Genomic DNA, 3,330 nt, shown 5'->3' with positions numbered 1-3,330 from the left:
CTCGCGGCGGCGTCCCCGCCGGGCCCGGCGGGGTCCAGGACGGACGGCCCCACCTCGTAGACGTCGTGGCCTTCGAGGACCATCGCGCCTTGGGCGATGTAGCTGTAGACGTCGGCGCTGTAGAGCGGCGGCGCGACCACGAAGGGCACGGTCCACCACCCCAGGGTGACCAGGCTGTGCCGTACGCCCGCGCCCGTCCTGCCGTACAGCCACCAGGCGACGACGAGCACGGTCAGCCCGCCGTACGCCAGGGCGTGGCCGACGGCCGTGACGGCGGTGCCGTGCGGCACCCACAGCCCCCAGGGGTCGTGAGCGGGCAGCGTCCCGACGGCCCATCCTCCGGCGACCGCGGCCAGGGCCCCGGCCGTACCCAGCCACCGGTGTGTTCCGGCGTTCCCCGCCACCGTTGCGCGCATGGTCCGCAAACCTACCGGAAGGGGCCGGGCGGCCCGGATCGCGTCAGCGGCACCACCGAGGGCCGGCGCCGGAACGGCCCCCGACCACCAGGGCGAGGGCCGGGCACGCGGACCGGGTCAGGCCTTCGGGGCGACCTTGGAGAGCCCGTTGATGACGCGGTCCATCGCGTCGCCGCCCGTGGGGTCGGTGAGGTTGGCGAGCATCTTCAGCGTGAACTTCATCAGCAGCGGGTGGGTCAGACCGCGCTGCGTGGCGATCTTCATGACCTTGGGGTTGCCGATCATCTTCACGAAGGCACGGCCCAGCGTGTAGTACCCGCCGTAGGTCTCCTTGAGCACCTTCGGGTAGTGCTGGAGGGCCAGTTCGCGCTGGGCCGCCGTCGCTCGGGCCTGGGCCTGCACGATGACGTCCGCGGCGATCTGCCCGGACTCCATGGCGTAGGCGATGCCCTCACCGTTGAACGGGTTGACCAGGCCGCCCGCGTCACCGACGAGCAGCAGCCCCTTGGTGTAGTGCGGCTGCCGGTTGAAGGCCATGGGGAGCGCGGCTCCCCGGATCGGCCCCGTCATGTTCTCCGGGGTGTACCCCCAGTCCTCGGGCATCGAGGCGCACCACGCCTTCAGCACCTCGCGCCAGTCGAGCTCCTTGAAGGCGGACGAGGAGTTGAGGATGCCGAGGCCCACGTTGGAGGTGCCGTCGCCCATGCCGAAGATCCAACCGTAGCCGGGCAGCAGCCGGTCCTCGGCGCCGCGCCGGTCCCACAGCTCCAGCCAGGACTCCAGGTAGTCGTCGTCGTGGCGGGGTGAGGTGAAGTACGTCCGCACCGCGACGCCCATCGGACGGTCGTCACGGCGGTGCAGCCCCATGGCCAGCGAGAGCCGGGTGGAGTTGCCGTCGGCGGCGACGACCAGCGGGGCGTGGAAGGTGACCGGGGTCTTCTCCTCGCCGAGCTTGGCGTGGACGCCGGTGATGCGGCCGGTACGCGCGTCCACGACCGGGGCGCCGACGTTGCACCGCTCGTGCAGCCGGGCGCCCGCCTTCTGCGCCTGCCGGGCGAGCTGCTCGTCGAAGTCGTCGCGCTTGCGGACCAGTCCGTAGTCCGGGTACGAGGCGAGGTCGGGCCAGTCCAGCTGGAGGCGGACCCCGCCGCCGATGATGCGCAGACCCTTGTTGCGGAGCCAGCCGGCCTCTTCGGAGACGTCGATGCCCATGGAGACGAGCTGCTTGGTGGCGCGCGGGGTGAGTCCGTCGCCGCAGACCTTCTCCCGGGGGAAGGCCGTCTTCTCCAGGAGGAGGACGTCGAGTCCGGCCTTGGCGAGGTAGTACGCGGTCGTGGAGCCGGCGGGGCCCGCACCGACGACGATGACGTCCGCGCTGTGTTCGGACAAGGGCTGCTCGGTCACGTCCGGATCTCCCGAAGACTCGAAATCGCGTGCCGCGCGGCACCTGTCACGTGCAGTCTATGGGGGCTTGCCGTCCCGACTCCGAAGGGCTCCCAGATGTCGCTCGCGCCTCCCGCCGCCCCGCTCGTACACCTGCGCGTCCCCACCGACGAGGACGCCCTCGCCTGGCACCGGGCCTTCGCCGACCCGGAGGTGATGGAGTTCCACGGCGGCAGGCCGGCGGAGCTCTCCGTCTACGAGGAGCTGACCGCGCGTCAGCGCCGGCACGACGCGGAGCACGGCGTCTGCCTGTGGACGCTGCTGGACGACGCCGGCCAGGTGCTGGGCTTCACCGGCGCGCAGCCGTGGCCGCACACGTCGTTCGGCCCGGCCGGCGAGATCGAGATCGGCTGGCGGCTGGCCCGGCCCGCCTGGGGGCGTGGTTACGCGAGCGCCGCCGCCCGCACCACGCTGGAGCGGGCGCGCGCGGCGGGGGTGCCCCAGGTGGTGGCGATGATCCACTCCCGCAACGAGCGGTCGAAGGCGGTGGCCCGCCGCCTGGGCATGCGGCAGGCGGAGTCGTACGCCACCCCGTCCGGCGCCCAGGCGCACTGCTTCCGTCTGGAGCTCTGACCTGGCCTCGTCTTCGACCTGTGCCCCGGGGACGTCCGTCAGGCGCGGACGCCCCGGTGCAGCGCAACGACCCCGCCGGTGAGGTCGCGCCAGGCCACCTTCGACCAGCCCGCCTTCTGCAGCAGCCCGGCCAGGCCCGCCTGGTCGGGCCAGGCGCGGATCGACTCGGCGAGGTAGACGTACGCGTCCGGGTTGCTGCACACCGTGCGGGCGACCGGGGGCAGCGCGCGCATCAGGTACTCGGTGTAGACCCGGCGGAAGGGGTCCCAGGTCGGCTGGGAGAACTCGCAGATCACGACCCGCCCGCCGGGCTTCGTCACCCGGTACAGCTCGCGCAGCGCCTGGTCGGTGTCCTGGATGTTGCGCAGCCCGAAGGAGATGGTGACCGCGTCGAAGGTCTCGTCCTTGAACGGGAGCTTCGTGCCGTCCCCCGCCGTGAACGGCATCCAGGGGTGGCGCCGCTTGCCGACCCGCAGCATGCCCAGGGAGAAGTCGCAGGGCACCACGTAGGCGCCGGCCTGGGCGAACGGCTGCGAGGAGGTGGCCGTGCCCGCCGCCAGGTCGAGGATCTTCTGCGCCGGACGGGCGTCCACCGCCTTCGCGACCTCCTTGCGCCAGCGCCTGGCCTGCCCGAGGGAGATCACATCGTTGGTCAGGTCGTAGTTCGCCGCCACGTCGTCGAACATCGAGGCGACTTCGTGCGGCTGCTTTTCCAGGGATGCTCGGGTCACCCTCCCATTCAAGCAGCCCGCCCCCCGGCCGCTCGCGGCGGCGTGGATCCGTCCTGAACCATTCGGCCCCGACGGCACTCATACAGGGGGAGCGGGAGAGAACACCGGAGAACCGGAGGGGGCGCGGCATGGACACGGAACCCCGGGGCGCCGCCGCCGGCTCCCGG

General features: G+C 72.3%; 4 protein-coding genes. 1 reads left to right on the top strand and 3 read right to left on the bottom strand.

Features of this window, described 5'->3' with window-relative positions:
• Together mptB and IH13_RS0106215 are read right to left on the bottom strand one after the other, a co-directional pair.
• On the bottom strand, nucleotides 1-416 hold a 416-nt coding region (gene mptB, locus IH13_RS0106220; protein ID WP_199814608.1), incomplete at its 3' end, for a polyprenol phosphomannose-dependent alpha 1,6 mannosyltransferase MptB.
• Nucleotides 417-533: 117 nt separating this feature from the next.
• Nucleotides 534-1,820, bottom strand: coding sequence for a geranylgeranyl reductase family protein (locus IH13_RS0106215; RefSeq protein WP_031081721.1), 1,287 nt, complete (start codon nucleotides 1,818-1,820; stop codon nucleotides 534-536).
• Between the two features lie 96 nt (nucleotides 1,821-1,916).
• Between IH13_RS0106215 and IH13_RS0106210 the strand changes: the two genes are divergently transcribed.
• On the top strand, nucleotides 1,917-2,432 hold the full coding sequence (locus tag IH13_RS0106210) for a GNAT family N-acetyltransferase (protein ID WP_031081720.1): 516 nt from the start codon (nucleotides 1,917-1,919) through the stop codon (nucleotides 2,430-2,432).
• Nucleotides 2,433-2,470: 38 nt separating this feature from the next.
• Here the strand turns inward: IH13_RS0106210 and IH13_RS0106205 are convergent, their stop codons facing one another.
• Nucleotides 2,471-3,163 carry a demethylmenaquinone methyltransferase gene (locus IH13_RS0106205; protein WP_031081717.1) on the bottom strand — a complete coding sequence of 231 codons (693 nt, stop codon included), beginning with the start codon at nucleotides 3,161-3,163 and terminating at the stop codon, nucleotides 2,471-2,473.
• Nucleotides 3,164-3,330 lie beyond the last annotated feature (167 nt).

The organism is Streptomyces sp. NRRL WC-3549 (assembly GCF_000721935.1).
Taxonomy (GTDB): domain Bacteria; phylum Actinomycetota; class Actinomycetes; order Streptomycetales; family Streptomycetaceae; genus Streptomyces.
Note: the sequence above shows the minus strand (reverse complement) of the source record. Positions and strands in the feature narration are given on the sequence as shown.

Bases quoted from the DNA above. Each gene is read 5' to 3' on its own strand.
- IH13_RS0106210 (WP_031081720.1), top strand. From the start codon at position 1,917: ATGTCGCTCGCGCCTCCCGCCGCCCCGCTCGTACACCTGCGCGTCCCC.